At 43.2% G+C, this 18,354-nt stretch carries 16 protein-coding genes and 1 pseudogene; 5 read left to right on the top strand and 12 right to left on the bottom strand.

From position 1 onward, the window contains the following. Positions 1–30: 30 nt before the first annotated feature. From ACRRS1_RS11285 to ccoN, 8 genes are all read right to left on the bottom strand, one after another. Positions 31–699, bottom strand: a complete 669-nt coding sequence (locus ACRRS1_RS11285; RefSeq protein WP_432453087.1) for a sulfite exporter TauE/SafE family protein — start codon at positions 697–699, stop codon at positions 31–33. Continuing rightward, complete coding sequence (ccoS, locus tag ACRRS1_RS11280; RefSeq protein ID WP_432453089.1) at positions 680–862, bottom strand: cbb3-type cytochrome oxidase assembly protein CcoS; 183 nt, start codon at positions 860–862, stop codon at positions 680–682. Before ccoS ends, ACRRS1_RS11285 begins: the two co-directional genes overlap by 20 nt. Then, complete coding sequence (locus ACRRS1_RS11275; RefSeq protein ID WP_432467814.1) at positions 862–3,246, bottom strand: heavy metal translocating P-type ATPase; 2,385 nt, start codon at positions 3,244–3,246, stop codon at positions 862–864. The genes ccoS and ACRRS1_RS11275 overlap by 1 nt, the downstream gene beginning before the upstream one ends. Next, a complete protein-coding gene (locus ACRRS1_RS11270) occupies positions 3,236–3,718 on the bottom strand; it encodes a FixH family protein (protein WP_432453092.1) in 483 nt (160 codons plus the stop codon). Before ACRRS1_RS11270 ends, ACRRS1_RS11275 begins: the two co-directional genes overlap by 11 nt. Positions 3,719–3,800: 82 nt before the next feature. Then, positions 3,801–4,769 (bottom strand): cytochrome-c oxidase, cbb3-type subunit III, encoded by a 969-nt coding sequence (gene ccoP / locus ACRRS1_RS11265; protein ID WP_432453094.1) that lies wholly within the window; start codon positions 4,767–4,769, stop codon positions 3,801–3,803. Then, on the bottom strand, positions 4,766–4,948 hold the full coding sequence (locus ACRRS1_RS11260; protein ID WP_432453095.1) for a cbb3-type cytochrome oxidase subunit 3: 183 nt from the start codon (positions 4,946–4,948) through the stop codon (positions 4,766–4,768). Before ACRRS1_RS11260 ends, ccoP begins: the two co-directional genes overlap by 4 nt. A 10-nt stretch (positions 4,949–4,958) precedes the next feature. Next, positions 4,959–5,561, bottom strand: a complete 603-nt coding sequence (gene ccoO / locus ACRRS1_RS11255) for a cytochrome-c oxidase, cbb3-type subunit II (RefSeq protein WP_432453096.1) — start codon at positions 5,559–5,561, stop codon at positions 4,959–4,961. 10 nt (positions 5,562–5,571) lie between these two features. Further along, positions 5,572–6,996 (bottom strand): cytochrome-c oxidase, cbb3-type subunit I, encoded by a 1,425-nt coding sequence (ccoN, locus tag ACRRS1_RS11250; RefSeq protein WP_432453097.1) that lies wholly within the window; start codon positions 6,994–6,996, stop codon positions 5,572–5,574. Between the two features lie 491 nt (positions 6,997–7,487). Between ccoN and ACRRS1_RS11245 the strand changes: the two genes are divergently transcribed. Continuing rightward, positions 7,488–8,558, top strand: coding sequence for an HD-GYP domain-containing protein (locus ACRRS1_RS11245; RefSeq protein ID WP_432468981.1), 1,071 nt, complete (start codon positions 7,488–7,490; stop codon positions 8,556–8,558). A gap of 89 nt (positions 8,559–8,647) precedes the next feature. Here ACRRS1_RS11245 and ACRRS1_RS11240 read toward each other — a convergent pair whose 3' ends face one another. Further along, positions 8,648–9,004 carry a YibL family ribosome-associated protein gene (locus tag ACRRS1_RS11240; RefSeq protein WP_432453099.1) on the bottom strand — a complete coding sequence of 119 codons (357 nt, stop codon included), beginning with the start codon at positions 9,002–9,004 and terminating at the stop codon, positions 8,648–8,650. Positions 9,005–9,210: 206 nt separating this feature from the next. On the opposite strand from ACRRS1_RS11240, the gene ACRRS1_RS11235 reads away from it, so the two are divergent. Continuing rightward, positions 9,211–10,506, top strand: a complete 1,296-nt coding sequence (locus ACRRS1_RS11235; protein WP_432467815.1) for a tyrosine-type recombinase/integrase — start codon at positions 9,211–9,213, stop codon at positions 10,504–10,506. Between the two features lie 218 nt (positions 10,507–10,724). On the opposite strand, the gene ACRRS1_RS11230 is transcribed toward ACRRS1_RS11235, so the two are convergent. Beyond that, a complete protein-coding gene (locus ACRRS1_RS11230; RefSeq protein WP_432467816.1) occupies positions 10,725–12,569 on the bottom strand; it encodes a hypothetical protein in 1,845 nt (614 codons plus the stop codon). Positions 12,570–12,768: 199 nt separating this feature from the next. On the opposite strand from ACRRS1_RS11230, the pseudogene ACRRS1_RS11225 reads away from it, so the two are divergent. Next, positions 12,769–13,232, top strand: a pseudogene (locus ACRRS1_RS11225) (transposase); the annotation flags it as partial. A gap of 268 nt (positions 13,233–13,500) precedes the next feature. On the opposite strand, the gene ACRRS1_RS11220 reads toward ACRRS1_RS11225, so the two are convergent. After that, on the bottom strand, positions 13,501–13,659 hold the full coding sequence (locus tag ACRRS1_RS11220) for a hypothetical protein (RefSeq protein WP_432453102.1): 159 nt from the start codon (positions 13,657–13,659) through the stop codon (positions 13,501–13,503). A 414-nt stretch (positions 13,660–14,073) separates the two neighbouring features. On the opposite strand from ACRRS1_RS11220, the gene ACRRS1_RS11215 reads away from it, so the two are divergent. Both ACRRS1_RS11215 and ACRRS1_RS11210 read left to right on the top strand, forming a co-directional pair. Further along, a complete protein-coding gene (locus ACRRS1_RS11215; protein WP_432467817.1) occupies positions 14,074–16,890 on the top strand; it encodes a LamG-like jellyroll fold domain-containing protein in 2,817 nt (938 codons plus the stop codon). A gap of 11 nt (positions 16,891–16,901) precedes the next feature. Continuing rightward, positions 16,902–17,429, top strand: coding sequence for a PEP-CTERM sorting domain-containing protein (locus tag ACRRS1_RS11210; RefSeq protein WP_432467818.1), 528 nt, complete (start codon positions 16,902–16,904; stop codon positions 17,427–17,429). Between the two features lie 130 nt (positions 17,430–17,559). Here the strand turns inward: ACRRS1_RS11210 and ACRRS1_RS11205 are convergent, their stop codons facing one another. Further along, complete coding sequence (locus tag ACRRS1_RS11205) at positions 17,560–18,306, bottom strand: helix-turn-helix domain-containing protein (RefSeq protein WP_439036013.1); 747 nt, start codon at positions 18,304–18,306, stop codon at positions 17,560–17,562. Positions 18,307–18,354: the final 48 nt, after the last annotated feature.

Raw genomic sequence — 18,354 nt, 5'->3', positions numbered from 1 at the left:
CTTTCTGTAAGTCATTTTCTATAGTTATTGCTACAACAATGTAACAACTTGATATAGTCCTAAACTAAATACCATTAAGCCGGAACAAATCTGTAGATAGCGGTTGGCTAATATTCGAGTGAGTTTTTGGCCCAACATCACGGCGAGCAACATCACACTGAAGGTTCCTAAACCAAAACAGAACATCACAATCGCCCCATTAAACCAATTTGCCTGGCTAGCACTTAAAGTCAAATTGGAATAAACCAAACCACAAGGTAGCCATCCCCATAACATGCCCAAAGGTAAGCTGGCCAAAGGATGTTTAATCGCCATTACCTTACTCGCTGTTGGTTGAATTTTACCCCACAATCCCCGGCCTAAGGCTTCAATCGGCGAAAGTACAGAAAACCAACGGGTGAGATGGATCCCCAGTAGGATCAACATAATGGCAGCGAGCCATTGCAATAAGAAAAGTAACTGGAATGAAGAATGAACCAGACTTATAGCCTGAAAAGAACCAGCAACAAAGGCGCCTGCTATTGAATAACTTATAATTCGCCCAAAGTTAAAACCTAGGCTAAGCAAAAATTTTGAGCTATTGTCGCTCACTCGGCTACCGAGTATACAAGCGATACCACCACACATCGCAACACAGTGGCTTGCTCCAAGTAAGCCGGTAATAAAAGCAGCCAAGTAATCAGATTGCATCGTTGTCATGCTGTTTCTTGCTCTTGTCAGAGCTTTTTTCATCAAACAATATATTTACGCCCTGACGATCCAAATCTTCAAACTGCTCACTTTTAACCGCCCAAAAAAAAGCGCCGATCCCTGCTGCTATAAAAATTAAGGCGATAGGAATTAATACAAAAATGATAGACATTATTTATTTAGCCTTAAGGAGTTAGTTAAAACTGCCAGCGAAGATAAAGACATCCCAATAGCGGCCATGTATGGCGTCACCCAACCAGCGGCGGCTAAAGGCAAGATAAGAGCATTATATCCCAGCGCCCAAGCGAGGTTTTGAGTAATAATTGTTTTTGTTCGCTTGGCAAGGTCAATTGCCGTTAATAAAGTGCACAGCTTACTGCCCAGTAGAACTGCATCGGCACTAGATTTTGCAACATCCGTCCCCAAACCCATGGCAATCGATAGCGGTGACGCAGCTAACACGGGGCCATCATTCACGCCATCGCCCAACATCAGTAAGTGGGGATAATGCATACATTTTTGCTGCACCAATTTCAACTTATCTTGAGGCAGGGCACCGCTCATCACATCATCGATGGCAAGTTGCTCTGCTACAAACGCAACTTGTCCTGAGTCATCACCAGTTAACATGGTTAAGCTAATGCCTCGTTTACGAAGACCTTCTGAAAATAGTTTAGCATCTGCCTTTATTACGTCGGACAAATAAATGCGTGCCGCAAGCTGATTGTCACAGCATAAAACTAACTCTAACATTCCGGGTTGATGAATGGACCTTTGCTTGCAGAAAGACGCTTTGCCAAGCGTGAAATGGCGACCCTCAATGCTTCCTTCTAATCCCAAGCCTGTATGGTGTATAAGTTGAGTAGCATTCAAATCGTTGAAATGTGCAAAAGCTTGGGCAATTGGGTGAGAGCTTTGTCTTTCTAAAGCACCAGCGAAGTTCAACACCTGCTGTTTTGTAAAACTAGGCTCACAAATAACTTGAGAGATGGTTAAATTGCCTTCGGTCAGAGTCCCAGTTTTATCTGAGACGACGGTGGTCAGTTTGGCTAAAGTTTCTAATACGTGTCCTCGCTTGACCAATAGACCATTCTTTGACAACTGATGCGTCGCAGCAGTCAATGCGGCAGGGGTGGCTAACGATAAGGCGCAGGGGCAGGTTGCGACTAATACTGCAAGCGTGATCCAAAAGGCGTCTTGTGGCGAATAATAGTGCCAAAAAGTATAAGTTGCGGCCGCTATTAGTAATAAACCAAAAATAAAGTAACGTGCAACCTGATCTGCAATGGTCGCTATTTTAGGCTTTTCGCTTTGCGCCTGTTCTTGTAAGCGTAATATATTTGCGACAAAGGTATTCTGAGCCACTGCCCGAACCCTTAAGTGGACCGTTTGCTCGTGATTAATCGTGCCCGCATATACCCTATCATTTAAACGTCTGTTTACCGGTAAAGATTCTCCAGTAAGCGAAGACTCGTCGAAATCACTTTCGCCAAAGCAAATATCACCATCAGCAGCGACCGCTTCGCCCGGCATGATCACAATACGCTCACCAACTTTTAATTGGCTTGCTGCGACTCTTTCTTGACTGCCATCATCGCGTAAACGCTGTGCTAACTTAGGGATCAACTTCAATAGGTTGGAACTGGTTTCACTGGATTTTCGTCTCGCTCTAAGTTCCAGCAAACGACCTAATAATAAGAAGAATGTAAACATTGACACCGATTCAAAATAAACCTCGCCGGTTCCTTTCAAGGTGGCATAAAAAGAGGCGCTATACGCGCTTAGTAACGCAATAGAGACTGGAACATCCATATTCAGCGTCTTGGCTTTTAAACTGCGATAAGCACCAAAGTAAAATGGTTGAGCAGAAAAAAGCAATACCGGCGTTGCCATAATTAGGCTCACCCAACGAAAGTAATCCCGATACAGCAAATCCATTTCATCTAAAAAATCGCCATACAAGGCAATTGCAAACATCATCACCTGCATACTCGCAAGGCCCGCCACTCCGAGTTTAAGTAGATGACTGCGGTAAAGCTTACGGTCTATCTTTTCTTGTTCATCCGTTTGAAAGGGAGTGGCTTGATAACCAATATGCTGAACAGCATTTAACAACTGACTCAGTTTTACTTGTTGGTCGTCCCACAGCAACGTGGCGCGTTGCGTGGTAGAGTTCACATGAATTTTGTGAACCCCACCCATTTGTGATAACTGTTTCTCAATTAACCATGCACAAGCGGCACAACTAATACCTTCGATAGACAGCAATACTTCTTTATATTGTTCAGTATTTGCAACAAACTCTAATTGAACGTTCTCATCATCATATTCGAGCATCTTCATCAAGGCGCTTGGCACCAGATCTTGCGCGCTGGGCGCTGCTGCTGTGCGATGTTTATAATAATCTTCTAAGCCACTATCGATGATGGTTTTAGCAACCGCGGCGCAACCCTGACAACACATTGGTTGTGGCTTGCCCAAAATCATTACATCTAGCTTAAAACCTTTAGGAATTAATTCATTACAATGAAAACAGTGACTCCCTTTATTGGCCATCAATCTCTTCTACCTTATACAGCGGTAGTTGTAGTTCTTCTTGTAAACGCCAGCTATCGTCCATTGGACTAACACTAATAAACCAGCGACTATCATCGGTTAAGTCATCCCCAAAACGATATAAGCCATTTGCATCGGCGGTCACAATATAGTTGCGATCGTACTTAGCTAAAGTCTTATGGGCTAAAGCGATTTTTAAAGGTTGGTTTTTAATCGTATCGGGTAGATCTATGTTCAGAATAAGACCTGAAGCAACTTGGCTTAATTTCGCTGTAATATTTAGTTCTTGTGCTCGGTGAAGCAAAGAAAGGTCAGCGTTAATGGCTTTACCTTTTTTATAATAAGACTCAACCACCAGGTCGTTGTTGCTTGTCAGTGCTAGATACAGAGTATAAAAACTCGCGACAACTGCACACATGGGAAGAGTAATCAAGAACCAAGGCCAAAACTGTTTGTACCATGCTTGTTGCATAAGGATAGGATTCCAGAAATAAGAGGGTTTAAATATAACAAAAAAAGCGACGCGAAAGCGTCGCCTTTAATAAGTTTTTAGTTTATTCAGTTTTAGAAAGCTGATAAACATAAGCAGAAATAAGCTGGATCTTATCTTCGCCTAGAATATCCTTCCACGCAGGCATCACACCGTTACGGCCATAACGTAGGGTTTGTTCAACCGCCCGTTTAGAACCGCCATATAACCAAATGCTATCCGTTAAATTCGGTGCACCGACCGCCTGACCACCAGTTCCATCAGCACCGTGACAAGCGGCACAAATAACGAACCGACTTTTACCATTCGCCGCATCAACGTCATTCACCTTACGTCCCGATAAGCTTAATACGTATGCAGTGACATCTCTGATACCATCGTCACCCAAAACGGCTTCCCAGGTTGGCATTTGCCCTTGGCGACCATTCATGATGGTTGTTTTAATGGTTTCACCACTACCACCATATAGCCAGTCATTATCGGTCAAATTGGGGAAACCCTTCCCGCCACGAGCCGAAGCACCATGACATTGAGAACAGTTTTGTAAGAATAAACGTTGTCCAATCTTAATCGCATCAGGATCGGTTGATAACTCTTCCACGCTGCGATACTCACCAGAATCGTTATATGCAACTTTGCGAAAAACTTCGCCAAAACGTTGGTCTGCTTTACCCATTTCATTGTGGTATTGGTTGGCAACCGTTCCATCATAAGCCGCTTCACGTTGTTGACCTTCAGCGATAGTTTTGATGTCTTTTTCGGCACTTTTCCAACCAAATAGGCCTTCCCAATTTCCTAAACCAGGGTAAAGCGCTAAGTAACCCAATGAATAAATAATGGTTGCAAGAAATAGATAGGTCCACCATTTCGGAAGAGGGTTGTTTAATTCCTCAATTCCGTCAAAGCTGTGGCCCATTGATTCGCCTTCTTTAACCCCAGTATCATTTTTTGTGAAAGTCCTTAATAACCAATAGCATCCAGCGATACTACCTAGGGTTATTACCGTAATCCACACGCTCCAAAATGTTGTCATTTTTTCTGTGCTCCTTCAAAATCCTTTTCGAGCTTAGTTGCCGGTTCATCGGCAAACACTAAGTTAGCGGCCTCAGAAAAATCTTTATTCCGTTTTTTACTATAAGCCCAAGCAATAATGCCAAAGAAAATAGCCATCAAGAACGCAGTGTAAAGGCCACTGAATGTGCCAAAGTCCATAACTAACTCCTTATTTCAGTGCAGTACCTAACACTTGTAGATAAGCAATAAGTGCTTCGATTTCTGTTTTACCTTGAACCGCTGCTGCTGCGCCGTCGATATCGGCATCGGTATAGGGAACACCAAATTGGTTTCTAAATAGGCTTAATTTTTTACTGGTCAATGAGCTATCAACCATATTTTCAGCCAACCAAGGGAATCCCGGCATATTCGATTCTGGAACCACATCCCGCGGATTCATTAAGTGTACATGATGCCACTGGTCTGAATAACGTTGACCAACTCGTGCTAAATCAGGACCTGTCCGTTTAGAACCCCATAAAAAGGGATGTTCCCAAACACTTTCGCCAGCCACTGAGTAATGGCCATAACGTTCGGTCTCTGACCTAAATGGACGAATCATCTGACTATGACAGTTATTACAGCCTTCGCGAATATAGATATCGCGACCTTCCATTTGCAAAGCAGTGTAGGGCACTAAACCTTCAACTGGCTCGGTCGTTTCAGGTTGAAAGATTAACGGCGTAATTTGCACCAAACCACCAAAGCTGATGGCAATAACGATGAAAATAGCAAGTAGGCCTATATTTTTTTCGATTAACTCGTGCTTCATGTTATGCCTCCTATGCCTGCTCGATGGCTTCTAATGAGCCTTTCTCGGCGAAAATAGTCTTGTAGGCGTTATATGCCATAACCAACATGCCAGAAAGGAAGAATAGGCCACCAATAAAGCGGACAATATAGAATGGGTAAGACGCTTGCAGCGATTCAACGAAAGAATAAGTTAAGGTACCGTCTTCGTTGACTGCGCGCCACATTAGACCTTGCATAACACCAGAAATCCACATCGCAACGATGTACAAAACCACGCCAATGGTTGCTAACCAGAAATGCACGTTGATTAATTTAACGCTATGCATGCGACTTTGGCCAAACAACACAGGAATAAGGTGGTAAATACTGCCTATCGATACCATGGCCACCCAACCTAAAGCGCCGGAGTGAACATGACCAATGGTCCAGTCAGTGTAGTGAGATAAGGCGTTCACCGTTTTAATCGCCATCATCGGACCTTCAAAGGTGGACATACCATAGAAAGACAATGAAACAATAAGAAACCGTAAAATAGGGTCATAACGCAACTTATGCCAAGCACCCGACAAGGTCATAATACCGTTAATCATACCGCCCCAAGAGGGGGCAAATAGAATCAAAGACATAACCATACCAAGCGATTGCGCCCAATCAGGTAGCGCAGTGTAATGAAGATGGTGAGGGCCAGCCCAAATATAAATAGAGATTAACGCCCAAAAATGCACAATCGATAAACGATAACTATAAACCGGACGCCCAGCTTGTTTCGGTACGAAATAGTACATCATACCTAAGAAACCAGCGGTAAGTAAGAAGCCTACGGCATTGTGGCCATACCACCACTGCACCATGGCATCAACTGCACCCGCATAAACCGAATAGGACTTGGTCATCGTTAACGGTATGGCAGCATTATTAACGATGTGCAGCACCGCAACCGTGATAATAAAGGCACCAAAAAACCAGTTTGCCACATAAATGTGAGACGTTTTTCTCTTCACGATCGTGCCAAAAAACACGATGCCATATACCACCCATACCACAGCGATTGCGATATCGATAGGCCACTCAAGTTCGGCATACTCTTTAGAGGACGTTAAGCCCATCGGCAAGGTGATTGCGGCTGACAAAATAATAGCTTGCCACCCCCAAAATACGAAGGCGGCGAGGGAACCGCCAAATAACCGGGTTTGACAGGTACGCTGTACCACATAAAAAGAACAGGCCATTAATGCACTGGTACCAAATGCAAAAATTACCGCATTGGTATGAAGTGGGCGGAGTCGGCTATAGGTTAGCCATGGGGTATCGAAATTTAGTGCGGGCCAAACTAATTGCGCTGCAATTAATACCCCAACACTCATTCCAACTATACCCCAAACAATGGTCATTACAGTGAATTGGCGTACAACCGTATAGTTGTAGTCCAATTCTGTGCTAGCTGCTTGGTTCATAAATAGATGCTTCCGTTGCTATTATTATTTGTTAAAGCGAGTTAAATGCGGGTGCATTAACAAAATGGAACGACATGCTAGTTTAACGAATGATTGCGCAGAGTCCTCAAACACCAACGCTAAACTAACCGCAAGATCATACTTGATCGATACAGCAAATAACAGATTGAAAAACTAGTTATTTGCATACCTAAGCCAAATTATTAACAATTTCTTTCCAATCTATGTACTCTATTGATCTAGATCAATAATTATTTTTGGCTTTAAACTCACATCTTAATGACATTAACTGCCAACGAGCATAGTCAGCTCTTAAGCTTATCGCCTCTGCCTTTGTGAATGAATTTTACCCGAATTCATGAAATGCAAAAATTATATACGCTGATAGATTTAACATGAAAGTACCTCATCTTGTTACTGTATTGTTGATTTGATGACTATAGTTAAATTCAACACTTAAGTAGATCCGAATTTTCAGGAAGGGACATATGATGGAAAACCGAGCGACGATTCTGATTGTCGACGATACCCCTGAGAACATTGATGTATTAGCCGGTATTTTACGTGACGAATATAAACTACAAGTCGCTAGGAATGGCGACATGGCCCTCAAAATTGCGGCAAAAGCGAACAAACCAGATTTAATCTTATTAGACATTATGATGCCGGGGATTGATGGGTATGAAGTCTGCCATCGCCTCAAACAAGATCTTACCACGCGCCACATTCCCGTTATTTTTGTGACGGCCAAAATTACTCCTGCCGATGAGCTAAGAGGCCTTGAATTAGGTGCTGTAGACTACATCACCAAACCAGTTAGCCCACCAGTGGTTAAACTAAGAGTAAAAACTCAATTAGCACTGTTTAACCAAAACCGAGAGTTAGACAGAAAGGTAAAATTGCAGACGAGGGTTATTCATGATACCCGTTTACAAATAATTCAACGTTTAGGGCGAGCCGCTGAATATAAAGATAATGAAACCGGTATGCATGTAATACGGATGAGTTATTACGCTAAGATCCTAGCCCTAGCCGCTGGGATGAGCGAAGCGGACGCAGATATGCTCATGAACGCAGCGCCGATGCATGATATAGGTAAAATTGGGATACCAGATAAAATATTACAAAAACCGGGGAAATTAGACTCAGAAGAGTGGGCTATTATGAAAAGCCATGTCTATATTGGCGCCGAGATTCTTGGCAACAACGATAACCCAGAACTAATCGAACTTGCCAGAACCATTGTTCTAAGTCACCATGAAAAATGGGATGGTAGTGGCTATCCTCATGGGCTCACAACAGACTCCATCCCAATTGTCGGCAGGATCGTCGCAATTGCTGACGTATTTGACGCTTTAACATCTGCTCGCCCGTATAAGGAAGCCTGGCCTGTAGCCAAAGCCTTTGATTTACTTGAACGAGAATCCGGTAAGCACTTCGACCCTAAACTTGTCCCCTTATTTATCGCAGCAACCGATGAAATTCTAGAAGTGAAAGAAAAATTTAAGGAATCACCAGTGCATCAGCCTGAAAGCAAACAACAAGCTGACGTGCTTGCGTAAGGGTCGAAGGGAGGCAAGTTAAACTATGTGAGGCAATAACCAAAAGAGTAGGGGACAAAGCAGGATCACTCGGTCCCGAAAAATAAGGCTTAAAACTCTTTAGGCGCAAACCCCGTGACTTCTTTTACTCCCATTTCACGGCCAAGCGTTGTCATAGGGTGAACAACCACTAAACCCTTCACCGACTTCTTAAGCTTGCCCATATCTGCTTGTTCAGTCTTGGTGAGTACGCGACTGTAGGGTAGGCCTTTTATTTCCCCCCCTTTTTTACTCAACTGCTGAGTGTGCTGGCCTTTCACACTTTTCAAGCGTTTATTTAAAACTTCAATGGTGTGATTAAATTGCTGAATCATCACCTTATCTCCGCGCTCATGAGCGGCATTAAGTTTTCGCTTAGCTGAATCCAATTTATTGCTAATTTCTTGGATTTCTTTCTTTAAATTCATTACTGATCTCAATACAAATAAAATAGAACGTAAGACACATAGAGTTATTAGTGGTGCATTATAACAGTTCTAGTCGTTACCATTGTAAAAACATTTGTTTTTAAATCTACCGATGTTTAGACCCTACATTGCCGATAATGCTATTTATCGGCAATTGCCATTTCATTGATTTTTAAGTAAAATCATTAATTTCTTCGAGACCGCTTATGCTAGATCTACCACCCGCCTTACCTTTATTTGATTCAGTTCATCATCTAGAAGATGGCAATGCTGAAGTGAACCTCTATTTAGCCAACATCACCATGAATGCGGTGAATGACGCGGCTTATGTTTATGAATTTGCTGTTGAGTGGTTGCTGGAGCAGCGTTTTAGCGAAAACAATTATAAAACCTACCGTAGTGAACTCACGACTTTTTTGCATTGGGCTTACAGCGTTGAACAAATCTCGGTAGGAGAAATCAAGCGCCGTAGCTTATCTAAATACATCGATTACTGTTGTAATCCGCCAAAGTATCTGGTGGCTTATCGTAATGTTGCGCAGTTTGTACTCGACAAAGAACTAAAATTACGTCGTCCAAATCCAGCATGGCGACCGTTTCTAGGTAAAAAAAAGGACGGTGTCGAACAAAGCTATACTATTAGTGACAAAGCACTAAAAACAAAACTGGCGATATTATCGTCATTTTATAGTTATCTGATTAACGAAGAATACAGCGAAATAAACCCAGCAATGATGCTGATGAAAAATGGCCGTTTTCGTTCCAGTAGCCAACACCTTGTTAGCCATGAAGATCAAGAAGATATTAAGTCCTTCAGCGACTTGCAGTGGTCTTATGTCATGAGTAGCGCAAAACAACTCGCCAAGATGAATCCACCAGAGAATGAACGTTTATTGTTTTTAGTTAGCCTTATTTACGGCTGTTATTTGCGAATATCGGAAGCTGCAGCGCGACCAGGATTTTCACCCGTCATGGGACAATTTCGCCGAGATAAAAAAACTGGAGTCTGGGGTTTTTTCATTCCTCGCAGCAAAGGTGGCAAAAAAAGAACCGTCGCAGTTTCTAAGCAACTACTTGCAGCGCTTAAACGATATCGCTTATTTCTTGGTTTAACGCCATTACCAGCGCCGAGCGAAGATACACCTTTATTTGTTCGCCACCGAGCGCCAGGTAGAGGTCGCCAAAGCGGACTACTCAATGCGAACCTTGGGATAAGACAGTTGCGCGAACAAATATATATCGTGATCGAGCACGCCGCAGAGATAGCCGAAAAAGATGGCTTTACTCAAGATGCTTTAGAAATGCGCCAACTTACACCACACAGTATTCGTCATACGGGGATTTCCCACGATATTAATTTAGTAGGCCGACCATTGGCGCATGTGCAAGCCGATGCAGGCCACGATAGTATCGAAACAACTTCTCAATATCTTCATGTCTCCCGAGTAGAGCGTCACCAATCTGCAGAACATAAGCCTTTGGATCATTTAGCTGAAAACTGAGAATAACCACAGTCTAGACTCATAAATCGTGTCAGATTACAAACCTACGCCCTTAAGGCGCATAATGTATATTATGTTAAATCGTAAATATAAAAACCACCATTAATCAATCTGACGCTTGTCATTATTTATCCTTATGGGTTTTTAAGCTCAGCATGCTAATACTCCCTAGAGCAAGTTTTTCCACTTTAAGTAACTGTACTTAAACCCTTTGGCATCTATATATTCTTAGCTATCAGTGAAGACTTCAGTAATCCACCTTTAGTAAACAATTTTGCAGAGAATTTGGGGGCTCTTCGCGCTTTGTATGCATCTAAGATCTGCTTGAGACCGGAAGCTTCGAGCAAGGAAATATTTACTTCAGTATCCATTTCGGCTGACTCAACAAAGTCATCCGAAAATGAAGGAGCGATGATAAGTACTTGAGCTACACGTTTACCAGTATTTTCACAGCGGTTTACGTAAGCTTTCACCTGGCGAGAAGTAGTTGAGTATTTGGCAAAATCACCGTTTTTGCATGTTTTTGCTTCGCCTACAATTACGTCATCGTCACTTAATGCAATAAGGATATCGGCTTTATCTTTGGCTGTATTAATCGAACGCCGTAAATCTTCGTCTACTTCCAGACCTAGTTGCTCAAAGATGGCCTTGGTAACTTCCTCAAATTTAACGCCAATTTCGGCTTCAGGTAGCTCAATTCCTTGCTTTTTGAGCTCTTGTAAATCTCTACGTGCTAGCACGTCATAGTTGTCTATCAACTTATCTGTCGCATCTGCAAAGCTTTCCAGAATGACGAGACGAGGGTTACCTCGCTTGCTTATGCCCATACTGTCTTTTACATCTTTTACTTCATCATTGGTCAGCATGTACAAAATGTCATGTGGCGTGATGCTTAAAGCTCTAAGCATGTCGACATCAATTTCGTCGTTATTTTCCAGCTCAAACTCTTGTCGCAGGCGTTTAGATAAAGGTGAAAAGTGAGCTTGTAACCCATTAAACAACTCTCGAAATCCTGTGGCGCTAAGCGAATTAAACTCAGCTTCTGTTGAACTATTTAAAGCAGATACGATGAGGTTGGTACGTTCTTCGATAGTCGAGCCGAGTTTATCGACCGTCAAATCGAGATCTACGATGAGTTGTTTGAGGCGCTCCTTACGTTCATTAAGCGCGGCATCAGTGCTAAACAAGTCGCTCTGTAAAAGCTGAGCACACGGTAAACACATATGCATTACGGTGCTTATTTTTTGTAAGCGCTCTACCCCACGGATTCGTTTTCCATGATTTTTAAGGATGTTTGACAGTTCTGCATCGCTGAATGTCCGCAAGATTCTCAGGACATGCTTATCCGCAAGATCTTTACCTAGCATGTTGTTAAGCATGGACACAATTTCATCTGGCACATAGACCATGTGGCGCTTTCGGCTGATAAACAGTAAGCCAATTTCGCGCAATGTGTTTAACGCATCTTGTACGCCAGTCTGGGGAATAGCATTTACTAAATGCTCTAGAGCAGATTTATCGTCGGATGTAATGTCAAGCTTGTGTGCGAGTAAATTTAGGACCCCTCGTTCGTCATCAGTAATTTTCGCTTCACGATTGTTTTTCTCATCGTTTGTGTAAGCTTCGCTGAGACATGAGAAATAAATATCCAATCTTTTCGATTCATCAAAGGCATCTTGCTCACTTGTTCTCTGCATGGTTTCCGCCAACTCTTTAGAACGTTGGTTAATAAGCTTCCACTCTTTTGTGTACAGCGACTCGATCCAGGAAATTCTAGCGATACAATTGCCATCTCGACTTAGTATGTTTACTAACAAAGATGCCTGAACTCCAAGCATTGCCAGCTGCTCTTTGACACTCTTTTCGTAATATGGGAGTACCAATTTGAACAGTTGCGTGATTTCACTACTAGAGGCGTTCTTTATCTGGCCATCTAGGTTTCGGACTCGACGAGCAAGCTCTTTATCGTGCTCTATAGCATCATTACAGATGCGATCAATGAAATTGATAAACTTAGATTTTTCGACTTGGTTGACAGCAGAGAGGATGTTCGCAAGCTTCATACAGAATGTCCTTATTCTTTCATGATTACGCAAACAACAATCTATCACTTTCTATGTGGTTATTGAATGGAAATAAAGGGTTAACACCTGTTATTGAATTTGCATCACAGTCCGGGGGTCGGCAAACAAGACACCCAAACTAACGAAACGTTTTTATACTCTAAACTATCAATAGTTATTTATTTGGGGAGTTATCATCATGCCTAGGTCAAGACGCTCGCAAGTGAGCTTATCGGATACACCCTACTATCATTGTGTTTCCCGTTGTGTTCGACGGGCGTTTCTGTGTGGCGAAGACCAACAAACCGGTAAAAGCTATGAGCACCGCCGCCAGTGGGTCGAAGATTATCTGCTCAAATTAGCGTCGGTGTTCGCCATTGATGTTTGTGCTTATGCTGTCATGAGTAATCATACCCACCTCGTGCTACATGTTAATCAGCCGCAAGCAGAAGCTTGGTCAATGGATGAAGTCTTAGAACGCTGGCATAGTTTGCATCAGGGCACCTTACTGACTCAGATGTATCTCAACCTTGAGTTACGTCCGCAGTTAAGTGAGAAGCCATTTGCGCCACCGCCGAAGTGTATCGGACTCGCCTGTATGACTTAAGCTGGTTTATGCGCCATTTAAACGAACACATTGCGCGAGCCGCCAATCAGCATGATTAACGCCTGAGAACTAAATAATGGCAGTGGTGTTCACTTCACTAACACTGTTACTGTCCCTGTAGTTTTTATCATGGATGTCCATGCTCTTCTCATGTTCTTGGTGCAGACTCTCGCCTTCCCTACTCTACAACCTTTACCTGTACTACATGAATAGAATGCCCTACTGGTACCTTACTTAAAGCATAACCGAAAAAACCAAGGTTTAGCGCAATTAGTCGCGGCTACAACAGACCGACTTAGGCTGGCGTAGCGACTTGATTCTATATTAAATGAAGTAAACAACTGCACTTAACATCACCGAGGCGAATACGCCGATAAAGATATTCGGTCCCTGATTAAAACCTTTACGCTTCTTATAAGGCGCTTTTACCGGCCCTTCTTGAAAACTTCTCTTGGCAAGTTCCTTTACGTAATTATTTTGCATTCTTTATCCCTTCGTCGTTATTTGGGATAAAGATAAAACCTCAAGCTAAGTTGAGGTCAACACCCTTTTTAGTCTTGAGACTAAGGCTGTGAGGGTAACTCAAGGGCAATTGCTAAATGAACAGCAGCACTGGCGACCAATATGCGCAGTTCAGACTGTCATTATCATTTGCTTTCACTTCCAGCAAACGTTATTCGAGACCTTCGTTAACTAAAAAATCACAGCGGTTATCAGCAACTGATTTACCTTAATAGGCTAAATTTTTGGAGGTCTATTCTAATTTAATACACCAGTCGAAATAAAAATAGGTCAAACTTTCTGAATTGGTCTAGTCTTTCAGATTACCAACTCAAACCCTGATGTTGGTAATTGATAACTCTACAAATAAAATAATAAGTATAAGGAATATACGAGATGAAAATACAACTGAACTTACCACATGTTAGCCGATGGCGACCCTGCAATATTGTGCGGTCAGTCGGTATAGCGGTATCCCTGCTAAGTGCTTCATATGCAGCCAATGCAGCTCAGCAAATATTGTGGTATCCGTTTGACGATCCTGCCGGTTCAACTACTCTGTCTGATGCCTCTGGTCATGGCTATGATGCTGACATTATTGGCGGCGTCACGCTCACTGGCGGAGCCGCGCATTTTGATGGCATAGACGGTTACATCGACCTGCCAGACAATTTACTCACAAGCTTAAACGCGATTTCGATTACCGCTGAAATTTTTATCGAGAACAGTCAGCCTTCTCCGTATTTTATTTATGGATTAGGCAATATTTCTGGCGCATATGGTGATGGTTATTTGTTCACCACCGGCAATCATTACCGTACCACGCTGTCTAGCTGTCACTGGAGTTGCGAACAAAGTACCGCAACTGCGAGTGCTAATTTACCAAGGGGTTCTTGGCAACACATTGCTTATACCCAAGACAATAACCTCGGCATTTTATATTTGAATGGGGTTGAAGTCGCTCGAAACGATGCTATCACTCTCATGCCTGGCACCATTGGCGACGGTATCACCTTAGATAACTTCTTGGGACGCTCGCTGTATAGTGCCGATAATTACTTCTATGGTGATTTTGCGGATTTCCAAATCTGGAACGGTGCCTTAAGTCCGGAAGAAATAGCCGCAACGGTACCGCAACTGGTGCTGTGGTATCCCTTCGATGACGCACCAACCTCAAGTGTGATCACCGATGCTTCCGGTAACAACCACCATGGAACCGTTGAAGGAGGGGTTACTTTAGACGGCGACGTTGCAGAACTAGACGGTAAAGATGCTTATATCGATCTGCCCGATAACTTAATGGCGGGCCTCGATGAAATCACGGTGATGACTAAGGTCTTTATCGAAAACGACCAGCCATCTCCCTATTTCATTTATGGTTTAGGAAATACTTCGGGGAGTAATGGTAACGGATATCTGTTCACTACGGGTAACTATTACCGAACCACCCTGTCAACTTGTCATTGGTCTTGTGAGCAAAATACCGGGACTTCTGGTAGTAATTTGAGTCGGGGCGAATGGCATCATTTAGCTTATAGCTTAAAAGGCAGTATTGGGATTGTGTACTTAGACGGCGTAGAAGTTGCGCGCAACACCAATATCACAATCACACCTGCCGACATCGGTGATGGGACCACCCTTGCCAATTTCCTCGGTCGGTCACTTTACAGCGGCGATAACTTCTTACATGGTCGCTTTGACGACTTCCAAATTTGGAATGGGGCTCTAAGCGCCAGCGTGATAGCCACTACCGCAGAACAAGCGCTTGCTGAAATTCAGCTCGATGATGCCGAGTCTGTCGCAGCTGATAGCGAAGCGTTAGCAATCGTTAATGTTGATGATGTGCGTGGACATATATTTCTCGCAACCCAGGGTAAATATGAAACCAGCATTTCTTGGTCATCAGATAATACCGATGTGATTACCCCCGATGGTCTCGTCACACGGGCTCCGGTCTGTGTTGCCGAACCGCGTAACAAGCTCTGCGGTTTAGTTCAAACCGTGACATTAACAGCTACGATAACTAAAGGCGAAGAGTCGGCTACCAAAACCTTTATTGCGACCGTACCGCCACTCACCACATTAGACGATTTCGAAGCGTATATGTTCAGCTACTTTACTGGTGAAGGAACAGCCGATGGAGAGCAGGTTTATTTCGCCCTGTCTAATGGTAACAACCCGCTCGATTGGCAAACTTTAAATAGCGAACAGCCAGTACTATCCACCACATTAGGAGAAAAAGGAGCTCGCGATCCATTTATTATTCGCTCCCCCGAAGGCGATAAGTTCTTCATGATTGCAACCGATCTGAAAATCTACGGTAATTGGGATTGGGGACGCTCTCAAACTTGGGGGTCTCGTTCGCTACTCGTTTGGGAATCTAACGATTTGGTGAACTGGAGTGATGCACGCCTGGTGCAAGTCTCACCAGACACTGCTGGTAATACCTGGGCACCAGAAGCCTTTTGGGATCCCGAGCGAAATGCGTACGTGGTTTTTTGGGCCTCTAAAATATATAACGACGCCAGCCATTCCAATGGTACCTACAATAAAATGATGTATGCCCTCACCCGTGACTTTGTGAACTTTAGTGACGCTCAGGTATGGGTCGATGAAGGCTACTCCACTATCGATTCAACCTTGATCAAACATGATGATGTTTATTACCGGTTTACTAAAGACGAGCGCTCAGCGTCGGAGTCGGCCTGTGGTAAGTTCATTCTTTCGGAAACATCAACGACTCTTAATAACGATAATTGGGATTTCCAAAGTGAGTGTATTGGTAAAGGGGATATGAGCCAAGGTGAAGGTCCCTTAGTATTTAAATCCAATACCGAGCAGAAGTGGTACTTGTTTATCGATGAATTTGGTGGCCGTGGTTACATTCCCTTTGAAACAACCGACCTATCCAGTGGTAACTGGAGCTTAGCCAAGGATTACACTTTACCGTCGCGACCACGCCACGGAACCGTGTTACCAGTCACCGCAAAAGAGTATCGAGCGATCCTCAATAAATGGGGTAAGCAAATGATTGGCGATTTTGATGGAGATTTTGATATTGATTCATTAGATGTATCTTTGTTTTATCAAGCGATCCGCTCGGCTTCGATAAGCGATTTAGCTTACGACTTCAATCACGATGGCCAGATTAATCGCCGTGACCTACGTGGTTTAACGGATCTTTGTACTCGCGCTCGTTGTGCAACTCACTAAGGGAATTACCGATGAAATATATAATCACACTGCTTGCAACATTGTTCACATTACAAGCCAATGCAGCGTTTATCTCACTGGAAACAAATGCCAGTCAATATGCCGCTGGTGACTTAGTGGATGTACGTATGATGGTTGATAATTCGGCAGCAGATATTGCCGAACTAGATTTTGGTCTGCGCTTTGATGAGACCTTGGCCAGCTACCAAGACAGCGGATTTAATGTCTTAAACACTCAGTGGGCAATGGTAACCGATGCGTTCTTATCAGCCAGTAATACACTAAGTGTTTACAGCCTATGGTTTGATAGCCTAGACGTTCCGGTTGGCGTGTTTGAACTAGCCAGTGCGAGCTTTACCGCTCAGTCGGCTTTTTCAGCCGAATCATTTGAGTTAATAAACGTCTATATCGCAGATTCATTTGGTGACCAAATCGCCAACACGCCTCAAGTATCAGAACCAGCGTCACTGGCGATGTTGTTGATGGGGCTTGGCGTGATGGGATTTAGACGAAAAGCTCACGCTTCACTTCCAGCTTAAGTTCACCAAGTTAAAAGCCCAGGCACCAGCTTGGGCTTTTTATTTTGTATATCGAGTGTCCATCAATACAGCTGCTACCCAGAATCATTAAATTTACTAAATGCCTTCTCAATTACATCACTGCACTGCCTTATGATTGGTTAAGCCTGCTACTCAATTGGCCCTTCCTATAGTTATTCGGTGTCTCACCAAGATGTTGTTTGAATGCATATATGAAACTACTGGTACTACTGTAGCCACAAGATAAGGCGATATCGCTAATCGATAACGGACTCTCAAGTAAACGAAGCGCATGCTGTAATTTTGCTAATGCTCTCCATTGCTTAAAAGTGATCCCAGTTTGTTGCATAAACAAGCGAGAAATTGAACGCCCACTTAAGGCAAATTTTGTTTCGAGCATTGCTTTTGAGAAAGGAGCATCGGGAGTAGACAATAAATAAGCGGCTAACTTTGTTAATCGTTTATCACGAGGCATTGGAAGCTCAAAGTTAGTTCGCTCCGCTGATGATATTTCATCAAACAGAACACCCAACAAACGGTGCATCGCCCCCTCCATGACTAAATGCTCTGTGGCGGTTAAGCGAAGCAATATTGCATGTATAAGCAACGGTGTTTTTACTAGTTTTTCCATCGTGTTATCAGCCGTAATGACGTCTGGATCCAATCTTAGTATTTTTCCCTGACAACCAACGATAACCTTTGCCCGATGTGGACACTCAGCGGGGATCCAACCTAAACAACCGGGTGCTAAAGTCCAACTGGATTCAACAGTATCCACGCTAAGTATACCTTTAGTCACCCAGAATAACTGGCCTATGGCGTGGCGATGCCAAGCAGTTTCGTGATCGTGTATATGCTGAATATTGGAGATCTTCATGCGATTCATGTTGGCCTATATTCTATATAAATTGTCCTAATGTAGAAA

The sequence above is a fragment of the Agarivorans sp. Z349TD_8 genome (assembly GCF_050870825.2).
GTDB lineage: Bacteria > Pseudomonadota > Gammaproteobacteria > Enterobacterales > Celerinatantimonadaceae > Agarivorans.
Note: the sequence above shows the minus strand (reverse complement) of the source record. Positions and strands in the feature narration are given on the sequence as shown.